Raw genomic sequence first — 18,037 nt, forward strand, 5'->3', positions numbered from 1 at the left:
AGCGGATGCTCGTGCACGAGTCGGTGGCCGATCGTTTTACGGAGCTGGTGGTCGAGAAAACCAGCGCGTGGTCGTACGGCAATCCGGCCGATCCGTCGGTCGACATGGGCACGGTGATCGACGAGGCCGCCGCGAAATTCTGCGAGCAGCAGGTGAACGACGCGATCGCGCGCGGGGCGCGGTTGCTGGTGGGCAATGTCCGCAACGGCGCGCTGTATTCGCCGACGGTGATCGATCGCGTGACGCCCGACATGCCGCTCGTGAAATACGAGACCTTTGGCCCCGTGTCGCCGATCATGCGCTTCCGCGACATCGACGACGCGATTCGGATGTCGAACAGCACCGACTATGCGCTGTCGTCGTCGGTCTGCACGAACCGCTTCGACCACATCACGCGCTTCATCACCGAACTGGAAGTCGGCAGCGTGAACGTGCGCGAAGTGCCGGGCTACCGGCTCGAGCTGACACCGTTCGGCGGCGTGAAGGATTCGGGGCTGGGCTACAAGGAAGGCGTGCAGGAAGCAATGAAGAGCTTCACGAATACGAAGACGTATTCGCTGCCGTGGTAAGTGACGTGTAAGCCGCGCGCACCGGTTTCGCGGCCGGTGCGCGCGTTATTCTACCGGCTCATATCGATAGCCGATTTGCGTTTTTGCCGCGCATCGACGCGTCGGTAGAATTCGCGGACCTCTCGAACGGCATACGTGTGCCGCGGGATCATTCCCTCCAATCATTCGGGGTCCGCACCATGAAATTCCTTCGCTCCATCCTGGTCGTCGCCATGCTGCAGGCCGTTTCGGTCACGAGCGCACTGGCCGCCGACGACCTGTCGCAGATCAAGTCGTCCGGCGTGTTCCGGGTCGGCACCGAAGGCACGTATGCGCCGTTCACGTACCACGACGAAACCGGCAAGCTGACGGGCTTCGACGTCGACATCGCGACCGCGATCGCGCAGCGCCTCGGCGTGAAGCCGCAGTTCGTCGAAGGCAAGTGGGACGGGCTGATCGCGGGCCTCGACGTGAACCGCTACGACGCGGTCGTCAACGAAGTGTCGATCACCGACGCGCGCAAGGCGAAATACGATTTCTCGACGCCGTACATCACGTCCCGCGCGGTGCTGATCGTGCGCGCGGACAACACGACGATCCGCTCGTTCGACGACCTCAAGGGCAAGAAATCCGCGAACACGCTGACCAGCAATTTCGGCAAGCTCGCGGCCGCGCACGGCGCGGACGTCGTGCCCGTGCAGGGCTTCAACGAATCGATCGACCTGCTGAGCTCGGGGCGCGTCGACGCGACGATCAACGACTCGCTGTCGTACCTCGATTTCCGCAAGCACAAGCCGGACGCGAAACTGAAGATCGCGGCGACCGACACGGGCGGCGCGAGCGACGCATCGGGCGTGCTGCTGCGCAAGGGCAGCCCCGCGCTGGTGGCCGCGATCGACAAGGCGCTCGCGGACATCAAGGCCGACGGCACCTACGCGAAGATTTCGCAGAAGTATTTCGGCCGCGACGTGTCGCAACCGTGACGCGAGGCTGAACGATGCCGGCCTGGCTTCACCTGATGGCGGAATCGCTGCGGCCCCTGCTCGTCGCGGGGCTCGTGTTTACGGTACCGCTCACGCTCGCGTCGTTCGCGATCGGCCTGCTGCTCGCCTTCGGCGCGGCGCTCACGCGGCTGTTCGGGCCGCGTTGGGCGCAGGCCGCCGTGCGTTTCTACATCTGGCTGTTTCGCGGGTCGCCGCTGCTCGTGCAGCTGTTCGTGATCTTCTACGGGCTGCCGAGCGTCGGCATCGTGCTCGATCCGCTGACGGCCGCGGTGATCGGTTTCTCGCTGAACGTCGGCGCGTACAACGCCGAGGTGATCCGCGGCGTGATCGAATCGATTCCGAAGGGGCAGTGGGAAGCCGCGTACTCGATGGCGATGACGCGCCCGCAGGCGCTGCGTCGCGCGATCCTGCCGCAGGCCGCGCGCGTTGCGCTGCCCGCACTGTCGAATTCGTTCATTTCGCTCGTGAAGGACACGTCGCTCGCGGCCGTGCTGACCGTGCCGGAAATCTTCCAGGCCGCGCAGCGGATCGCTGCCGTGACCTACGAGCCGATGATTCTCTATACGGAAGCCGCGCTGGTCTATCTGCTGCTCAGCTCGGTGCTGTCCACGCTGCAGCGTCGCCTCGAAATCCGCTTCGGCCGTCATGCGCTGTTCCAGGCGGAACTGCGATGATCAGGCTCGAACGCATCGACAAGTCGTTCGGCACGCATCGTGTGCTGCACGGGATCGACCTCGCGTTGCAACCCGGCAGCGTGACGGCGCTGATCGGGCCGTCCGGCAGCGGCAAGAGCACGCTGCTGCGTTGCGTGAACCTGCTCGAAGTGCCCGAGGCGGGTGCGCTGACGGTCGGCGACGCACGCATCGACTTCTCGCCGACGCAGCGGCCGGCGCGCGACGCCGTGTTCGCGGTGCGCCGCCAGACCGGCATGGTGTTCCAGAACTTCCAGCTGTTTCCGCACCTGAGTGTCGTGCAGAACGTGATGGAAGGGCTCGTCACCGTGCAGCGCTGGCCGCGCGAGCGAGCCCGCGAACGCGCGCTCGCGCTGCTCGAGAAGGTCGGCATCGCGGACAAGGCCGACGCGTGGCCCGGCACGCTGTCGGGCGGCCAGCAGCAACGCGTCGCGATCGCGCGTGCGCTCGCGCCGTCGCCGCAGGTGCTGTTGTGCGACGAACCGACGTCGGCGCTCGATCCGGAACTGTCCGTCGAAGTGGTCGAGGTGCTGCGCCAGCTCGCACGGGAAGGTACGACGATGCTGATGGCCACCCACGACCTGCGCCTGGCCGCGTCGATTGCGCACGACGCGGTGTTTCTCGCGGAGGGCCGCGTTGTCGAAGCCGGTGCGTCGCGCGACCTGTTCGGCGACCCGCGCGATCCGCGCACCGCGAAGTTCATCTCGACGCTTGCGCAGGGCGTGCCGGTGTTCTGACGCGGCACGCGAAGAGCGATATGCGCGACAGCGGGCGTCAACCTTGCCCTGACGTGTCGAGCACCGCCGCGACGATCGCCTCCGGCGCATCTTCCTGCACCAGGTGGCCCGCGCGCGGCACCCTGATCAGCCGGCCGTTCGCGATGCGATCGGCGAGCGCCTGCCCCTGTTCGAGCGGAATCCACGTGTCGTCCTCGCCCCACACGATGCGCACCGGAAAGTCCGGCGGCGCATAACGCGCCTCGGCTTCCTCGATGTAGCGCTGGCGCATCTGCGCGATCTGGCGATAGAACGCGGCCTGGCCGTCGGGCGTGAGCCACGGCGCGCGGTAGATCGACAGCGCGTCGTCGCTCAGCGGCCGCGCGACGGCATTGCCGAGATACGCCGACACGAGCGCGTGATGCGCATACGCAGGCAGTCCGGTGAATGCGGCTTCGTGCTGCGCGACATGACGCACGAACGGCGAACCCTGCGGCGCGATTGCAACCGGATTCACGAGCGTGAGATCCGCATAGGCGACGCCGTCGAGGAAGTGCGCGCGCAACACGGTTGCGCCGCCGTAGTCGTGAGCAAGTATGCGGGGGCGTGAGATGTTCCACTCGTCGAGCAGCGCGCCGAACAGCCTGTTCTGGCGGCCGAGCGACACGTCCGCGTCCGGCATGTCGGACTGACCGTAACCGAGCAGGTCGTAGAAAAACACGCGATGACGCCGCGCGAGCCACGGCGCGATCCGGCGCCACACCTGTGACGAAAACGGCGTGCCGTGCACGAGCACGAGCGGCGGGCCTTCGCCGACCGTTCCCCAGGCAATCCGGTGGCCTTCGAAAATGAAGCGATTGGCGAGTTCGAGCATCGGCATCTCCGTGCTAACCTGTTTTGGTTGTTAACAGGTTACTCCGGATTACCTGGGTGTGAAACTGATAGGCGAAAATAAATGGTTACTCGACACGAGCCCGCGCGACTCGCGCACGCATGGGGCGCAGCCGATTTCGTCGGCGGCCATCCGGCGCTCGATTTCCTCAACACGGTGGCCGATACGGGCAAGACGCGCGACGCGGACAAGCTCGTCGACTGGCCGGCCGTGCATGCGTGGGCGGAGCGATCGGGACTGCTGGCGCCGGCCGATCTGGCGCGGCTGCTGCGTCATGCGCGGCAGGATGACGCGGACGCGCTGGCGGTGCTGCATCGCTTTCGCGAGGATGCCTACACGGCAATCTTGCACCTGACGGCCGGAGGGGGCGGCACGGCCGGCGCGCGCGCGGCGGACCGGCTCGCCGTGGCGATTCGCGACGCGATCGGGCGCAGCGCGTTCGATGCGGTCGACGGCCGGTTCGCGTGGCGGCCCGACGCGCGCGCCGCGTCGCGCTGGGTCGACGCGGCCGCACTCGGCTTCGAGCAACTGTTGCGCAGCGACGATTTCGCGCGGGTGAGGCAGTGCGGCCGGTGCACGTGGTTCTTCGTCGATCGTGGCCGCGGCGTCGGACGCCGCTGGTGCGACATGCGTACGTGCGGGAACCGCGCGAAGGTGGAGGCGTTCAGGGAGCGGTGACGCGCGCGCCGTTCCGGTTGTCGTGCCAGGCGGCGCGCGAGCGTCATGGGGCGATTTCGTGCGACCGATGCTCCGGCCACAGCGTCGCGGCGACGAACAGCCCGGCCGCGAGAAACGGCGCACCGATTGCGAGCAGGATGGCCGTGAGGCCCCAGCGATCCCAGAAGCGGTCGACGACCGCGCGCTCGGGGGTGACGGGGTCGTACAGCACGTTGACCGCTTCGCCTTCCTGCAGGCCCGGATGCGACGCCGCCGCGCCCTGGGCGAACGTGATCCGGCGTCCGCTGTCGGTCGTGAACGCGACGATCGCCGAATACAGCGACGTGCGCGGGCGGGCCGACCGCGCATTTTTTGCGATCTCGACGACGTGGCCGGTCGAGCGCGCGTAGTGGTGGGCGATCTGCCACTGACGCAGGCCGGTCGCACCGGCACCGGCAAGGAAGCTCGTGCCGATCGTGATCGGAATCAGTACGATCGCGATATCCCAGCGGCGTCGTGCCCGCTTGCGCTCGGCCCGGGTGGGCGGCGCATCGGATTGCATGCGGTGGCGTTTGCCGGCGATCAGCAGGACGCCGATCGCGAACGACGCGATGGCGAGCAGCGCCGCCACCGCCGCCGGAAACCAGCGTTGCGCGAAATCGTCGATCAGCGCGGGGCGCTCGGGATGGACGGGATCGAGCAGGACGTCGACGTTCTCGCCGATGTCGTAGGCGGGAATGGTCGACGCGGTATTGCCGGCGACCTCGCGGCGCTGGCCGTCGTTCGCGAGATACGCGACGATCGGCCGGTACGCGCGCATCGCGTCGCTGTCCTGCACGATACGGACGACCGTGCCCGGCGTGCGAACGAGGTGGCCGGTCGCCTGGCCGGCCGTGACGGCGAGTACGCCTGCCAGTACGAGCAGCACAACGCCGAGCGCCAGCGCGACGAGTGCGTCCTTACCCGGCATGGCCGGATCCGGTTCGTGCGTCGCACTGCGGATGCCGGCGTGATCGTTGGAGCGGCGTGTCCCGAGGGACTCGCCGATATCGGCGCAACCAGGCCCTCTGAATGGTCGCGTCTCGGTTACATGCTTCCATGTCTGACGTCCCATGTTCTCTCAGTGCCGGTGGGCAAACGGCAGTGCCTGCGCCGGTCGTGTGATATTTGTCGGACGATTCTAGCGGAAACGATGCGCAACGGGCGTGCGAGGGCGTACTGCGACGGGGCGCGCCGTGCGTGCGACGGCGGAAAAGGAAAAAGCCCGGTTAGCTTTCGCTAACCGGGCTTCGGAATTCCTGGTGGGGCGTGAGTGACTCGAACACTCGACCTACGGATTAAGAGTCCGCTGCTCTACCAACTGAGCTAACGCCCCCAACAGAAGAAAGATTATGCACGGGTATTTGAGGTCGTGCAAGCCCTTTCTGCAAATTTCCTGAAAATATTTCGTCACCACGACGGCAGCTGTCGGCCCGATGACGAGCGATCGCACTTTCCGCGCTCCCGGTATGATGACGCCACACGTGTTGCGCGACGGTCGCGCAATGCTTTCTGGGCTTTCGAAGATGGACGAAAACGCAGTCCGCGAATTGCTGGATCGCCTGCTGGCCCCCTGGGTCCGCTCGCTCGGTCTGGTCCCCGTGTCGATCGGCGACGACAGCGTCACGCTGCGCCTGCCGTTTTCCGGCGAATTCCGCCATTCGGGCGGCATCATCTGCGGCCAGGTGTTCACGGCGGCCGCCGACACCGCGATGGTGGTCGCGATCTCGGTCGCGCTCGGCGAGTTCCGGCCGATGACCACCGTATCGCTGAACACGAACTTCATGCGGCCCGTGCGCAAGGGCGACGTGCTCGTCACCGCGCGCGTGCTGCGGATGGGCCGCAATCTCGTATTCGGCGAAGTCGAGCTGTTCGACGAGGACGGCAAGATGGCCGTTCACGCGACGTCGACCTACGCGCTCGTCAGCTGAGCGGCGCGATGTTCGACCAGATCGTCTTTGCGGGCGGCGGCAATCGCTGCTGGTGGCAGGCCGGCTTCTGGGACATCGCCCAGCCGGCGCTCGACTTGCGCCCGCGCGTGATCACCGGCATCTCGGCCGGCGCGGCGACCGCATGCATGCTGTATACGCGCGATGCCGCCTGGGTGATGCGCTATTACGAAGAGGCGCTGCGCCACAACCGGAAGAACGCGTACTGGGGCAACCTGTTCGGGCGTGAGCCCGTGTTTCCGCATTACCGGATTTACCGTCAGGCGCTGCTCGACATCTACGGCGAGCCGTTCGCAAAGCTTGCCGCGGCGCCGGAGATCCGCATCGGCGTGTCGCACGTGCCGCGCTGGCTCGGCGCGCGCAGCGCGGTGGCCGCGGGCCTCGTCGCGTACAACATCGAAAAATACGTGCGCAAGACGCTGCACCCGACGCTCGGGCGCACGCTCGGCTTTCGGCCGGAATTCGTGCGCGCGCAGGCCTGCGCGAGCGTCGACGAGCTCGCCGACCTGATCCTGCAGTCGTCCTGCACCCCGCCGTTCACGCCGGTGCTGCGCCGTGGCGGCCGGCCCGTGCTCGACGGCGGGATGGTCGACAACGTGCCGGTCGACGCGCTCGACCCGACGCCAGGCGACGTGCTGGTGCTCGTCACGCGGCTGTACCCGCGCCCGCAGATGTTCACGGTTGCGCACGGCGAGCAGCGGCGGCTGTACGTCCAGCCGTCGAGCAAGGTGCCGATTTCGAGTTGGGATTACACGAGCCCGTCGCAGATGCGGCATGCGTACGATCTCGGGCGGCGCGACGGCGAGCATTTCCTCACGCGCGTCGCCGCGATGACGGGCGGCCGTGTGGCCGCCTGAAGACGGGAAGCAGGAAGTGGGGCCACGCGGCGGGCGCGGCCCGCGACGCTCAGCGCACGCGGCGCGGCGTCAGGGCTTCCGGGTTGACGACGCTCGACATGTCGCCCTGGTCGAACGCCAGGATGTTCCGGAATGCCGCGCTGAAGTAGAGCTCGTAGCTTTCGCGCTCGACGTAGCCGATGTGCGGCGTGCAGATCACGTTTTCCATCCGCAGCAGGCTGTAGCCCTGCAGGATCGGCTCGCTTTCGAATACGTCGATCGCGACCATCCCCGGGCGGTTGTGCGACAGCGCGTTGACCAGTGCATTTTCCTCGAGCAGTTCGGCGCGGCTCGTGTTGACGAGCAGCGACGTCGGCTTCATCCGCATCAGATCTTCCTGCTTCACGATCCCGCGCGTGTCGTCATGCATGCGCAGGTGCAGCGACAGCACGTCGCTCTGCTCGAACAGCGCTTCGCGGCTTTCGGCGGCCGTATAGCCGTCGGCGCGCGCGGCCTCGAGCGAATGCTCGCGGCCCCAGATCAGCACGTTCATCCCGAACGCCTTGCCGTAGCCGGCGACGAGCCGGCCGATCTTGCCATAGCCCCAGATGCCGAGCGTCTGGCCGCGCAGCACCTGGCCGAGGCCGAAGTTCGGCGGCATCGCCGACGTCTTCAGGCCAGACTGCTGCCACGCGCCTTGCTTGAGGTTCGCGACGTATTGCGGAATGCGGCGCTGGGCGGCCATCACGAGCGCCCAGGTCAGTTCGGCGGGGGCAATCGGCGAGCCCGTGCCTTCGAGCACGGCGATGCCGCGGTCGGTACACGCTTCGAGATCGATGTGGCTCGAAATGCGGCCGGTCTGGCTGATCATGCGCAGGTTCGGCAGCTTGGCGAGCAGTTGCGACGAAATCGGGGTGCGTTCGCGAATCAGCACGAGCGCCTCGACCTCCGCCAGACGGCTGGCGAGTTGTCCCAATCCGCGCACCGTATTGTTGAACACCTTCACGTCGTGGTCGGCAAGCATCTCGAAGCAGTTCAGCTTGCGGACGGCGTCCTGGTAGTCGTCGAGGATGGCAATTTTCATGGTGAGCGGGTGTCGCGCGTTGAAAGCGGCGGTGGCGGCGGCGCACGTCGCGCACCCGTCCCGCCCGGCCGGGGCCGACATGATGCAACGTCGGCCGCCTTCATGGTGTCTTTTTAACAGGTTGTTACGCTCCGCCGCAATTGGCGGCGGCCTGACCCGGCGCCGCTTGCGCGATGGGCGGAAGGGTGCGCTGTTGTGTCGCATCAAATACGTCCTTCCTGATTCGGCCACATACTCGACGAGGTTCACCCAATTGTTGCTTCAATCAGAATAATTGGATCATCTATCCGCAGAAGGCGAGGATTTTTGACTATTTTTATCGTCAACCGGGGCCTTGTTGAGCAACTCTGCATCATTTTCGCTGTCGTAGGAGAATTACGCATTTGCTTCATCTTTTTGAAGTTGTAACAGCGGCAGGAGTCGTTTATGGATCATTTGCAGTCGATGCGCGTGTTCGTCAAGGTTGCAGATCTCGGCAGTTTTGCGCGGGCCGCGAGTGCAATGGATATCTCCAACGCGGTCGCGACGCGTCACGTCGCCGATCTGGAAGGCCGGCTCGGCACGCGTTTGCTGAACCGCACCACGCGCAGCCTTTCCCTGACGGAGTCGGGCCAGGTCTATCTGGAGCGTGCTCGCCAGATCCTCGATGAGCTCGAGGACGTCGAGCAGATGGTCGTTGCGCGCAATCACGAGCCGGTCGGCACGTTGCGAATCGTTGCGCCGGTCGTGTTCGGCCTGCACAATCTCGCGCCCGTGTTGCAGTCGTACACGGAGAATTTCCCGAAAGTGGTGCCGGATCTCACACTGGTCGACCGGCAGGTCGATCTCGTCGAGGAAGGCTTCGACGTCGGCATCGTCGTCACGCGCCAGATGCGCAGCGCGAGCATCGTCACGCGGCGCCTGACCACCGGCTGCATGACCGTATGCGCGACGCCGAGCTATCTGGAGAAGCACGGCGTGCCGACCCATCCGGAGCATCTCGCCGAGCACCCGAGCCTCAGCCTGCCGACCGAATACTGGGGTGACGAGCGTGTGTTCACGGGGCCGGACGGCGAAGTGCGCGTGCGCCCGACCAATGTGATCGTCGCGAACAACACCGCGATGCTGCGCCAGTTCGCGCTGCTCGGGATGGGGGTCGCGATTCTGCCGAGCTACCTGATCGGCGGCGATATTGCGCGCGGCGCGCTCGTGCGGCTGCTGCCGGATTTCCGGCTGCCGCAGGTCGAGATCAACATCGCTTACCCGAGCCGGCGCCATCTGCCCGCGAAGGTGCGCACGTTCATCGACCACCTCGTCGAGCATTTCAGCCACTCGACCGACGCGACGATGGGCGAGCAGTGGGCCGCGCAGAGTCCGGCGCTCGCGCCGATCGGTGTCGAGACGCGTGCCGAGCAGCCGGAAGCGGCCGACCCGAACCTGTCGCCGCGCCTGCCGCGTTCGCCGCGCACGCGCGTTGCGGCGCCGTCGCCGCTGTAACGGCGCGACAGCCTGGCGGCCTGGCAGCGGTTGCCGCCGGCACAAAGAAAAACGCGGATCGAGCAATCGATCCGCGTTTTTTTTATGACTGCCTGCCCGCGTTCGGCATGGCCGGGGGAGCCCCCGGCCGCCAGGCCGTTACGAGCCCGTCTTGCGCGCCGTCGTCTTGCGGGCGGCGGTCTTGCGAGCCGGTGCCGGTTTCTCTTCGGCGCCTTCCGTCACGGTTTCGGCATCCTTCGTCGCCGATTTTGCCGTCTTTTTCGCGGCAGCGGCCTTCGGCTCCTTCTTCTCGAACTCGAAGCCGATCTTGCCGTCCGGCTGCTTCACGAGGAAGGCCTTGAAGTTGCGGCCCGTGCGCGACGACTTGAAGTTCGGCAGCAGATCCGTGCGGCCGTCGGCCAGCAGCTTGCCCATCTGCTCGCGCGTGATTTCCTGCTGCAGGATCACCTTGCCCGAGCGGAAGTCGCAGGTCTTCGGGTTGGCCACCGAGTGCTCGCACACGTAGCTCATCCCGTGCTCGAACACGCGGCCCTTGCACTTCGGGCACGCGCCGACCGGCTCCTGTGCGGAAAAGTCGGGCGCTTCGCCTTCCTCACCGCCCGTGTCCTGGCCGAAATCGAACTCGAGCTTGTAGTTCTTCGTCTCGTCGTCGAAGGACAGCTTGAGGATCGCCGAGAACGGGCGGCCCATCTTGCTGCGGAAGCCGGACAGCGGGCCGATCGTCTTCTCGCGCAGCAGCTCCTCGACTTCCGCGATCTCGAACTGCCGGCTGCCCGGGATCTTCGAGATCGAGAACTCGCACTTCGTGCATGCGAAGCGGCGGTAGTTTTCCTTCACCTGGCCGCCGCAGTTCGGGCACGGCGTCTCGAGCGTCGCGTAATCGCCGGGGATCGTGTCCGAATCGTATTCCTTCGCGCGCTTCACGATCTGCTGCGTCATGCGGGCGATTTCCTGCATGAACGCTTCACGCCCGAGGTTGCCGCGCTCCATCTGCGACAGCTTGTATTCCCATTCGCCGGTGAGCTCGGGCGCGGTGAGTTCCTTCACGCCGAGCCCGCGCAGCAGCGTCATCAGCTGGAACGCCTTCGCGGTCGGGATCAGTTCGCGGCCTTCGCGCACGAGGTATTTCTCGCCGAGCAGGCCTTCGATGATCGCCGCGCGCGTGGCCGGCGTGCCGAGGCCCTTCGCGGCCATCGCCTCGCGCAGTTCGTCGTCCTCGACGAGCTTGCCCGCGCCTTCCATCGCGGACAGCAGCGTCGCTTCCGAGTAGCGTGCGGGCGGCTTCGTGACGAGCGCGACGGCGGCGATTTCGTCCGTCTTCACCTTCTCGTCCTTCTGCACCGGCACGAGGTTCGCATCCGCGCCTTCGGCGTCGCGGCCGTACACCTGCAGCCAGCCCGGCTCGACGAGCACCTTGCCTTCGGTCTTGAAGTGATGGCCGGCGACTTCGGTGATCCGCGTCGTGACGCGGAATTCGGCGGCCGGGAAGAACACGGCAAGGAAGCGCTTCACGACCATGTCGTACAGCTTCTGCTCCGGCTCGGACAGCGACTTCGGCGCCTGCAGCGTCGGGATGATTGCAAAGTGGTCGCTGATCTTCGAGTTGTCGAAGATCCGCTTGTTCGGCTTCACCCAGCCCTTGTCGAGCACCTGCTTCGCATGCGGCAGGTAGTTGTTGCTCTCCTTGAGCATCTCGAGCGTGGACTGGACCGTCGACAGGTAGTCTTCCGGCAGTGCGCGCGCGTCGGTACGCGGGTAGGTCAGCACCTTGTGCTTTTCATACAGCGCCTGCGCGAGGCCGAGCGTGTTCTTCGCGGAGAAGCCGAAGCGGCTGTTCGCTTCACGCTGCAGGCTCGTCAGGTCGAACAGCAGCGGCGACAGCTGCGTCGACGGCTTCGATTCCTCAGAGACCGTGCCGATCTGGTCGCGGCACGCGGCGACGATCGTTTCGGCAGCCGGCAGGCTCCACAGGCGGGAGTCGCGCTTTTCCGGATCGAATTCGTCGCGCTTGAATTTCGGGTCGTACCACTTGCCTTCGTAAAAGCCGCCCGCGCACGCGAATTCGGCCTTCACTTCCCAGTAGTCGCGCGGGACGAAGCGGCGGATTTTCTCTTCGCGTTCGACGACGATCGACAACGTTGGTGTCTGAACGCGGCCAACTGTCGTCAGGAAGAAGCCGCCGCCCTTGCTGTTGAACGCGGTCATCGCGCGGGTGCCGTTGATCCCGACGAGCCAGTCGGCTTCCGAGCGGCAGCGTGCGGCGTCGGCGAGCGGCAGCATGTCCGCGTCGCTGCGCAGGTTCGCGAAGCCGTCGCGGATCGCCTGCGGGGTCATCGACTGCAGCCACAGGCGCTGGACCGGCTGTTTCGCCTTCGCGTGCTGCGCGATCAGGCGGAAAATCAGCTCGCCCTCGCGCCCCGCGTCACATGCGTTGATCAGGCGGTCCACGTCCTTGCGCTTCAGCAGCTTGGTGAGCACCTTGAGGCGCGACTCGCTTTTTGCGATCGGATTCAGGTCGAAATGCGGGGGGATGACGGGCAGATGCGCGAAGCTCCATTTGCCGCGCTTGACCTCGTACTCTTCCGGGGCGGCGATTTCCAGCAGGTGGCCGACAGCGGACGAAAGGACGAAATCGTCGCTTTCGTAATATTCGTCATGCTTGGTAAAGCCGCCCAAAGCGCGTGCGATGTCGTTCGCGACAGAAGGCTTTTCCGCAATGATCAGTGCTTTGGACATGACAGGTGTGTGTTGGTAGACCGGGTTCGCCGGTTGTGGGTCCCTTTTACGACCGCTTTATAGCACACGCCGCAGCAATGGCGGCTCGGCGCGTAAAAAGCGGCTCATCATAGAGGGGGGCCGCAACGGCGGCAAGCGCCCGGCGCGGCGGGGCGCGCAAATGTGCGCGAAACGACCGGCCGGCTCGCGAATTCAGGCTTCGACGGCCAGGATGTTGCGCAATTTCGGTGCGTGCGGCGCACCGGGTACCGCGCTCAGGTCGGACAGCATCCGCTCGACGATCGCAGCATGCGGCAGCACCGTGCCGAAGAAGCGGGCGGTGTGGGTATCTTCGATCAGGATCGTCGGGAAGTTCTCGACGTCGAGATCGTCGAGCTGATCGGCATGCGTTTCGATGTCGATCCAGGCAAAGCAGGCGTCCGGATGTGCGTCGGCGAGCTGGTCGAAGGCCGTCCGGTAGTCGCGGCATGTGCCGCACCACTCGGCGCACAGGCAGGCGACGAGCAACGTGCCGGGATCGGCGAGGCGCTCGGCGATCCGATCCGCATCGGTGTCGAGATTCAGCGCGGGCATGGGTTTCCTTGAGTATCGTCGGCGGCCTGGCCGCCCCTATGCGGGGGAATGTAGCACGCCGTCCACGGGCGGGGTGCGCGCTGCGTCAAGCCGCGCGAAACGTCCGCCGGGGAGGCTGGCGACGCGGCCGGCCAGTTCCAGCGCCAGCAGCGCGCGGTGCAGCACGTCGTCAGGCAGGCCGCTGTGCTCGGCGAGCCATTCATAAGTGACGGGGCCGTATCCCAATGCGGCCAGCACGGCCTGCTCGGGTGGGGTGGCGGGCAGCGGTAGTGCCGGCGACGGTGCTTCGTCTGGGGTGGACGCGGTGGCCGGAACGGCATCGCCAGTGTGGATCGCACCGCTAGCGGCACGTTGAGTGGTGGCTTCGGTTTCGCCGTGGTCGCCGGTGTCCGCGCACGGATGCCCGGAACACGCCGCGCTGCCCGACGTGCCGACGTTCGATTCACCCAGCCCGTATTCCTCGAGTACATCGAGCGGCGCCGCAGTGAGCTTCGCGCCGTCGCGGATCAACGCGTGGCAGCCCTGCGCGAGCGGCGCATGGATCGAGCCCGGCATCGCGAACACATCGCGCCCCAGTTCGTTCGCGAGCCGCGCGGTGATCAGCGAGCCGGAGCGCGGCGCGGCCTCGACGACGAGTGCGCCGACCGCGAGCGCGGCGATCAGCCGGTTGCGCTGCGGGAAGTGGGCGGCGCGGGCCGGCGTGCCGAGCGGCCATTCCGACACGATCGCGCCGTGCGCGGCGATCTCGTGGGCGAGCGCGCGGTGCCGCGCCGGGTAGACGAGATCGGCGCCGGTCGCGATCACCGCGACCGTGCCCGACCGGCCGTCGAGCCCGCCACGATGTGCGGCGGCGTCGATCCCGCGCGCGAGGCCCGACACGATCGGCAGCCCGGCGTCGGACAGTTCGCGTGCGAAGCGCGTTGCGTCGGCGAGCCCCTGCGGCGTGGCGTGACGACTGCCGACCACGGCGAGACTGCGTGCGTGCAGCAGGTCGAGCCGGCCCTTTACATATAGCAGCAGCGGCGGATCGTGCAGGTCGTGCAGCCGCGGCGGGTAGGCCGGATCGTTGAGCGTGACGAGCGCATTGCCCGGCGCGTCGAGCCACGCGAGCGCGGCGTCGGTGCGCGCGTCGAGATCGCCGCGCTCGCTTGCGCGCACGGCCAGGGCGGCGGCGGCGCTGGTTACGGCGGCGATGGCGTGGTCGGGCGCACGCAGCAACGCGTCCGGCGAGCTGAACGCATCGAGCAGTGCCTGCAGCGCGGCGGGGGCGAGGCCGGGCGCATGCGCGAGCTGCAGCCACGCGCGCACGGCGGAAGGGTTCAGCGCTTGCGGCGACATGAGGCGCCCCTCGAATGCGGTGGCCAGCGGACCGCGTGGCGCCATGATAAAATTTTCATCATCCGAAATACTCGACAGGGCCGCGCGCGCAGGCGCCCGGCCAATTGCAGGAGGCGTGATCCGCGGCATTGATTCGCCGCGCGTCCGCCTCATCTTCATTGCATCCCGGCGGCAGCGCCAGCCGGCCGGATGGCCGATGCGGCACGCCGCTCCACCGAATACCGAACGCCATGGCTTTACTCAATATTCTTCATTACCCCGACAAGCGGCTGCACAAGGTCGCGAAGCCCGTCGACAAGGTCGATGACCGGATCCGCAAGCTCGTCGCCGACATGGCCGAGACCATGTATGCGGCGCCGGGGATCGGCCTTGCGGCCACGCAGGTCGACGTGCACGAGCGCGTGATCGTGATCGACGTCTCCGAGGAGAAGAACGAGCTGCGCGCGTTCATCAACCCGGAGATCGTGTGGTCGAGCGATGCCAAGCAGATCTATGAAGAGGGCTGCCTGTCGGTGCCCGGTATCTACGACGAAGTCGAGCGTCCCGATCATGTGCGCGTGCGTGCGCTCAACGAGCAGGGCGAGACCTTCGAGCTCGACTGCGAGGGCCTGCTGGCCGTGTGCGTCCAGCACGAGATGGATCACCTGATGGGGCGCGTGTTCGTCGAATACCTGTCGCCGCTCAAGCAGACGCGCATCAAGACGAAGATGAAGAAACTCGAACGCGCGATGTAACGCGCGTTCGCCCAGCCCGACCCCGAACGCTGTCATGACCCATACGTTGCGCGTAGTTTTTGCCGGCACGCCGGAATTCGCCGCGGCTGCCCTCGCCGCGATCCACGAGGCCGGTTTTCCGGTGCCGCTCGTGCTCACCCAGCCCGATCGCCCTGCCGGGCGCGGGATGAAACTGCAGGCGAGCGCGGTGAAGCGCTACGCCGTCGAGCATGGGATGCCCGTCGCGCAACCGCCGTCGCTGCGCCGCGCGGGCAAGTACCCGGCCGAGGCGGCCGACGCGATCGAGCTGCTGCGCTCGACGCCGCATGACGTGATGGTGGTCGCCGCATACGGCCTGCTGCTGCCGCAGGAAGTGCTCGACATTCCGCGCGACGGCTGCATCAACATTCACGCGTCGCTGCTGCCGCGCTGGCGCGGCGCCGCGCCGATCCACCGCGCGATCGAGGCCGGCGACGCCGAGACGGGCGTCACGCTGATGCAGATGGACATCGGCCTCGACACCGGCGCGATGATCGAGGAAGCGCGCATCGCGATCGCGCCCGACGAGACGACCGCGACGCTGCACGACCGGCTCGCCGCCGAAGGCGCGCGACTGATCGTCGACGCGCTCGTGCAGCTCGAGCGCGACGGCGTGCTGCCGGCGACGCCGCAACCGGCCGACGGCGTGACCTATGCGGAAAAGATCGGCAAGCACGAAGCGGCGCTCGACTGGCGCAAGCCGGCCGACGTGCTTGCGCGCCAGGTGCGCGCGTTCGATCCGTTCCCGGGCGGCGTCGCGACGCTCGACGGCGCGGCGATCAAGCTGTGGGCAGCCGAGCCGGTGGCGGCGCGCGGCGACGCGGCGCCCGGCACGATCGTCGAAGCCGCGCCGGAAGGCGTGGTCGTCGCGTGCGGCAGCGGTGCGTTGCGCGTCACCCAGTTGCAGAAGCCGGGCGGCAAGCGGCTGCCCGCGCGCGAATTCCTGGCCGGCTCGCCGCTCGCCGCGGGCCAGCGTTTCGCGCTGAACGACGTTGCCTGACGCGGCCTGACCGCCATTCGACACGGCCTGCCGGGCGTGCGCAATCGGCCGGATGGCCGAGTCGCGCGGCGCGGCAGGCGCGCGTAGAATTTCCCTGCGCTCCCCGGTTTCGAGGTTTTCATGTTCGGCATCACCCATTTCGGCTTCTTCGTGCTGGCAGTTTTCCTGCTGAACGTCACGCCCGGCCCCGATACTGCCTATATCGTCGGCCGCAGTGTCGCGCAGGGCCGCGGCGCGGGGCTGATGTCGGCGCTCGGCATTTCGGCCGGCTGCTGCGTTCACGCGCTCGCCTGCGCATTCGGCCTGACCGCGCTGCTCGCGGCGTCGGCTGCCGCATTCACGGTGATCAAGCTGGTCGGCGCCACCTACCTGATCTACCTCGGCGTGCGGATGATCATCGCGAAGCAGGCGGCCGAGCCGTCGGGCACGGCGGCCACGCAAGCCGCGAAGCCGCTGCGCCAGCTGTTCATGCAGGGCTTCTGGACCAACGTGCTGAACCCGAAGGTCGTGCTGTTCTTCGTGTCGTTCTTCCCGCAGTTCGTGTCGGCCGACAGCCCGCACAAGGCATGGGCGTTCCTGGCCCTCGGCGGCGTGTTCGTCGCGATGAGCACGGTGTGGACCAGCCTCGTCGCGTGGGTCGCGGGCAGTGTCACGGCGCGCTTCTCCGGCAAGCCGGGCGTCAGGAAGTGGCTTGACCGCACGGTCGGCAGCGCTTTCGTCGGCCTCGGTCTTCGTCTTGCAACATCGCAACGGTGAGATTGAATTTTTCCGGCGAGACCTTATCTAACAAAACGCTTACAATTTTCCGCCGTGCCCTTTGACGCGCGGCGGGTCCCCTGACGGATAAGGAGTGGGTATGTTCAATTGGGTCAAAACGGCGATGCTGATGGCCGCGATCACGGCCCTGTTCATCGTGATCGGCGGGATGATCGGCGGCTCGCGGGGCATGACGATCGCGCTGCTGTTCGCGCTCGGCATGAATTTCTTCTCTTACTGGTTCTCGGACAAGATGGTGCTGCGCATGTACAACGCGCAGGAAGTCGACGAGAACACGGCGCCGCAGTTCTACCGGATGGTGCGCGAGCTGGCCACGCGCGCGAACCTGCCGATGCCGCGCGTCTACCTGATCAACGAGGATGCGCCGAACGCGTTCGCAACGGGCCGCAACCCCGAGCACGCGGCAGTCGCCGCGACAACGGGCATCCTGCGCGTGCTGTCTGAGCGCGAGATGCGCGGCGTGATGGCGCACGAGCTCGCGCACGTGAAGCACCGCGACATCCTGATCTCGACGATCACCGCGACGATGGCGGGCGCGATCTCGGCCATCGCGAACTTCGCGATGTTCTTCGGCGGGCGCGACGAGAATGGCCGGCCGGCCAACCCGATCGCGGGTATCGCGGTCGCGCTGCTCGCACCGATCGCAGGCGCGCTGATCCAAATGGCGATTTCGCGGGCACGCGAGTTCGAAGCCGATCGCGGCGGCGCGCAGATTTCCGGCGATCCGCAATCGCTCGCGACCGCGCTCGACAAGATCCATCGCTATGCGGCGGGTATCCCGTTCCAGGCGGCCGAGCAGCATCCGGCCACCGCGCAGATGATGATCATGAACCCGCTGCACGGAGGCGGCCTGCAGAATCTGTTCTCGACGCACCCGGCCACCGAGGAGCGCATCGCGCGCCTGATGGAGATGGCGCGTACCGGCCGCTTCGACTAAGCCACGGCACACCGTGCGGCAGTTGCCGCGC

The 18,037-nt window shown here is 66.8% G+C and carries 18 protein-coding genes and 1 tRNA gene; 12 read left to right on the forward strand and 7 right to left on the reverse strand.

The genetic code is table 11. From position 1 onward, the window contains the following. The 4 genes from G3N96_RS27685 to G3N96_RS27700 form a co-directional block, all read left to right on the forward strand. Window positions 1-569 (forward strand): aldehyde dehydrogenase family protein (locus tag G3N96_RS27685; RefSeq protein WP_206139174.1); only part of this gene is annotated, 569 nt, incomplete at its 5' end. A gap of 179 nt (window positions 570-748) precedes the next feature. Beyond that, window positions 749-1,531, forward strand: a complete 783-nt coding sequence (locus G3N96_RS27690; RefSeq protein WP_043185191.1) for an amino acid ABC transporter substrate-binding protein — start codon at window positions 749-751, stop codon at window positions 1,529-1,531. A 14-nt stretch (window positions 1,532-1,545) separates the two neighbouring features. Next, complete coding sequence (locus G3N96_RS27695) at window positions 1,546-2,226, forward strand: amino acid ABC transporter permease (protein ID WP_089426605.1); 681 nt, start codon at window positions 1,546-1,548, stop codon at window positions 2,224-2,226. Then, complete coding sequence (locus tag G3N96_RS27700; protein ID WP_206139175.1) at window positions 2,223-2,981, forward strand: amino acid ABC transporter ATP-binding protein; 759 nt, start codon at window positions 2,223-2,225, stop codon at window positions 2,979-2,981. The genes G3N96_RS27695 and G3N96_RS27700 overlap by 4 nt, the downstream gene beginning before the upstream one ends. Before the next feature lie 37 nt (window positions 2,982-3,018). Here the strand turns inward: G3N96_RS27700 and G3N96_RS27705 are convergent, their stop codons facing one another. Beyond that, a complete protein-coding gene (locus G3N96_RS27705; protein ID WP_124581936.1) occupies window positions 3,019-3,834 on the reverse strand; it encodes an alpha/beta fold hydrolase in 816 nt (271 codons plus the stop codon). Between the two features lie 81 nt (window positions 3,835-3,915). Between G3N96_RS27705 and G3N96_RS27710 the strand changes: the two genes are divergently transcribed. Further along, window positions 3,916-4,530: a CGNR zinc finger domain-containing protein gene (locus G3N96_RS27710; protein WP_206139176.1), complete on the forward strand. Its 615-nt coding sequence runs from the start codon at window positions 3,916-3,918 to the stop codon at window positions 4,528-4,530. A 43-nt stretch (window positions 4,531-4,573) separates the two neighbouring features. Here G3N96_RS27710 and G3N96_RS27715 read toward each other — a convergent pair whose 3' ends face one another. Together G3N96_RS27715 and G3N96_RS27720 are read right to left on the reverse strand one after the other, a co-directional pair. After that, window positions 4,574-5,623 carry a DUF3592 domain-containing protein gene (locus G3N96_RS27715; RefSeq protein WP_206139177.1) on the reverse strand — a complete coding sequence of 350 codons (1,050 nt, stop codon included), beginning with the start codon at window positions 5,621-5,623 and terminating at the stop codon, window positions 4,574-4,576. 185 nt (window positions 5,624-5,808) lie between these two features. Beyond that, window positions 5,809-5,884, reverse strand: a tRNA-Lys gene (locus tag G3N96_RS27720). A 190-nt stretch (window positions 5,885-6,074) separates the two neighbouring features. On the opposite strand from G3N96_RS27720, the gene G3N96_RS27725 reads away from it, so the two are divergent. Next, window positions 6,075-6,479, forward strand: coding sequence for a PaaI family thioesterase (locus tag G3N96_RS27725; RefSeq protein WP_059232891.1), 405 nt, complete (start codon window positions 6,075-6,077; stop codon window positions 6,477-6,479). 8 nt (window positions 6,480-6,487) lie between these two features. After that, window positions 6,488-7,354, forward strand: a complete 867-nt coding sequence (locus tag G3N96_RS27730) for a patatin-like phospholipase family protein (protein ID WP_206139178.1) — start codon at window positions 6,488-6,490, stop codon at window positions 7,352-7,354. A 49-nt stretch (window positions 7,355-7,403) separates the two neighbouring features. Here G3N96_RS27730 and G3N96_RS27735 read toward each other — a convergent pair whose 3' ends face one another. Beyond that, window positions 7,404-8,417 (reverse strand): D-2-hydroxyacid dehydrogenase family protein, encoded by a 1,014-nt coding sequence (locus tag G3N96_RS27735; RefSeq protein ID WP_011353578.1) that lies wholly within the window; start codon window positions 8,415-8,417, stop codon window positions 7,404-7,406. 426 nt (window positions 8,418-8,843) lie between these two features. Between G3N96_RS27735 and G3N96_RS27740 the strand changes: the two genes are divergently transcribed. Next, on the forward strand, window positions 8,844-9,893 hold the full coding sequence (locus tag G3N96_RS27740) for a LysR family transcriptional regulator (protein WP_206139179.1): 1,050 nt from the start codon (window positions 8,844-8,846) through the stop codon (window positions 9,891-9,893). A 138-nt stretch (window positions 9,894-10,031) separates the two neighbouring features. On the opposite strand, the gene G3N96_RS27745 is transcribed toward G3N96_RS27740, so the two are convergent. The 3 genes from G3N96_RS27745 to dprA all read right to left on the reverse strand — a co-directional run bounded on the left by G3N96_RS27745 (window position 10,032) and on the right by dprA (window position 14,585). Further along, window positions 10,032-12,629, reverse strand: a complete 2,598-nt coding sequence (locus G3N96_RS27745) for a DNA topoisomerase III (RefSeq protein ID WP_089426597.1) — start codon at window positions 12,627-12,629, stop codon at window positions 10,032-10,034. A gap of 192 nt (window positions 12,630-12,821) precedes the next feature. Further along, a complete protein-coding gene (locus G3N96_RS27750; protein WP_039353754.1) occupies window positions 12,822-13,202 on the reverse strand; it encodes a thioredoxin family protein in 381 nt (126 codons plus the stop codon). A 36-nt stretch (window positions 13,203-13,238) separates the two neighbouring features. Beyond that, window positions 13,239-14,585: a DNA-processing protein DprA gene (dprA, locus tag G3N96_RS27755; protein ID WP_241022850.1), complete on the reverse strand. Its 1,347-nt coding sequence runs from the start codon at window positions 14,583-14,585 to the stop codon at window positions 13,239-13,241. A 185-nt stretch (window positions 14,586-14,770) separates the two neighbouring features. Between dprA and def the strand changes: the two genes are divergently transcribed. The 4 genes from def to htpX all read left to right on the forward strand — a co-directional run bounded on the left by def (window position 14,771) and on the right by htpX (window position 18,006). Next, the gene (gene def / locus G3N96_RS27760) at window positions 14,771-15,274 is read left to right on the forward strand and encodes a peptide deformylase (protein WP_006477461.1); all 504 of its coding nucleotides are present in this window, start codon (window positions 14,771-14,773) and stop codon (window positions 15,272-15,274) included. 34 nt (window positions 15,275-15,308) lie between these two features. Then, window positions 15,309-16,292 (forward strand): methionyl-tRNA formyltransferase, encoded by a 984-nt coding sequence (gene fmt / locus G3N96_RS27765; RefSeq protein ID WP_206139181.1) that lies wholly within the window; start codon window positions 15,309-15,311, stop codon window positions 16,290-16,292. 120 nt (window positions 16,293-16,412) lie between these two features. After that, window positions 16,413-17,048, forward strand: coding sequence for a LysE family translocator (locus G3N96_RS27770; protein ID WP_206139182.1), 636 nt, complete (start codon window positions 16,413-16,415; stop codon window positions 17,046-17,048). A gap of 100 nt (window positions 17,049-17,148) precedes the next feature. Then, on the forward strand, window positions 17,149-18,006 hold the full coding sequence (htpX, locus tag G3N96_RS27775) for a zinc metalloprotease HtpX (protein WP_011353570.1): 858 nt from the start codon (window positions 17,149-17,151) through the stop codon (window positions 18,004-18,006). Window positions 18,007-18,037 lie beyond the last annotated feature (31 nt).

This window comes from Burkholderia sp. Se-20373 (genome assembly GCF_017104705.1).
Taxonomy (GTDB): Bacteria; Pseudomonadota; Gammaproteobacteria; order Burkholderiales; family Burkholderiaceae; genus Burkholderia.

Coding starts and splice junctions, on each gene's coding strand:
- G3N96_RS27690 (WP_043185191.1), top strand. CDS start 749: ATGAAATTCCTTCGCTCCATCCTGGTCGTCGCCATGCTGCAGGCCGTT.
- G3N96_RS27695 (WP_089426605.1), top strand. CDS start 1,546: ATGCCGGCCTGGCTTCACCTGATGGCGGAATCGCTGCGGCCCCTGCTC.
- G3N96_RS27700 (WP_206139175.1), top strand. CDS start 2,223: ATGATCAGGCTCGAACGCATCGACAAGTCGTTCGGCACGCATCGTGTG.
- G3N96_RS27705 (WP_124581936.1), bottom strand. CDS start 3,834: ATGCTCGAACTCGCCAATCGCTTCATTTTCGAAGGCCACCGGATTGCC.
- G3N96_RS27710 (WP_206139176.1), top strand. CDS start 3,916: ATGGTTACTCGACACGAGCCCGCGCGACTCGCGCACGCATGGGGCGCA.
- G3N96_RS27715 (WP_206139177.1), bottom strand. CDS start 5,623: ATGGGACGTCAGACATGGAAGCATGTAACCGAGACGCGACCATTCAGA.
- G3N96_RS27725 (WP_059232891.1), top strand. CDS start 6,075: ATGGACGAAAACGCAGTCCGCGAATTGCTGGATCGCCTGCTGGCCCCC.
- G3N96_RS27730 (WP_206139178.1), top strand. CDS start 6,488: ATGTTCGACCAGATCGTCTTTGCGGGCGGCGGCAATCGCTGCTGGTGG.
- G3N96_RS27735 (WP_011353578.1), bottom strand. CDS start 8,417: ATGAAAATTGCCATCCTCGACGACTACCAGGACGCCGTCCGCAAGCTG.
- G3N96_RS27740 (WP_206139179.1), top strand. CDS start 8,844: ATGGATCATTTGCAGTCGATGCGCGTGTTCGTCAAGGTTGCAGATCTC.
- G3N96_RS27745 (WP_089426597.1), bottom strand. CDS start 12,629: ATGTCCAAAGCACTGATCATTGCGGAAAAGCCTTCTGTCGCGAACGAC.
- G3N96_RS27750 (WP_039353754.1), bottom strand. CDS start 13,202: ATGCCCGCGCTGAATCTCGACACCGATGCGGATCGGATCGCCGAGCGC.
- dprA (WP_241022850.1), bottom strand. CDS start 14,585: ATGGCGCCACGCGGTCCGCTGGCCACCGCATTCGAGGGGCGCCTCATG.
- def (WP_006477461.1), top strand. CDS start 14,771: ATGGCTTTACTCAATATTCTTCATTACCCCGACAAGCGGCTGCACAAG.
- fmt (WP_206139181.1), top strand. CDS start 15,309: ATGACCCATACGTTGCGCGTAGTTTTTGCCGGCACGCCGGAATTCGCC.
- G3N96_RS27770 (WP_206139182.1), top strand. CDS start 16,413: ATGTTCGGCATCACCCATTTCGGCTTCTTCGTGCTGGCAGTTTTCCTG.
- htpX (WP_011353570.1), top strand. CDS start 17,149: ATGTTCAATTGGGTCAAAACGGCGATGCTGATGGCCGCGATCACGGCC.